Source organism: Borrelia hispanica CRI (genome assembly GCF_000500065.1).
GTDB lineage: Bacteria > Spirochaetota > Spirochaetia > Borreliales > Borreliaceae > Borrelia > Borrelia hispanica.
Map to the genome: position 1 here is coordinate 1 of NZ_AYOU01000052.1, position 421 is coordinate 421.

The window sequence follows — 421 nt, forward strand, 5'->3', positions numbered from 1 at the left end:
TATCAAGTTCTTTAATATCTGATTTTAAGCTATTCTCAATAATATCGATTTTGTTATCAAGTTCTGTAAATTTAATATCTATCTTAATATTTAAATTATTCTCTACGGTATCAATCTTAGTATCAAGTTCTTTAATATCAGATTTTAATTCATCCCTTACTTTATCAATTTTGTTATCAAGTTCTTTAATATCTGATTTTAAGCTATTCTCAATAATATCGATTTTGTTATCAAGTTCTGTAAATTTAATATCTATCTTAATATTTAAATTATTCTCTACGGTATCAATCTTAGTATCAAGTTCCCTAATCTCAGCCTTTAAACCACGCTCTAACATCTCCAATTTTATGTCAAAGTTCTCTTTTAAATATTGAAGATCTTTAATAGTAAGCTCATTTTTATAGTATCTATAAGACAAATC

1 protein-coding gene is annotated in these 421 nt (G+C 24.0%); it reads right to left on the reverse strand.

Annotation, left to right across the window (positions count from 1 at the left end):
* On the reverse strand, positions 1-421 hold a 421-nt coding region (gene bdr / locus U880_RS11670), incomplete at both ends, for a Bdr family repetitive protein (protein WP_024654479.1).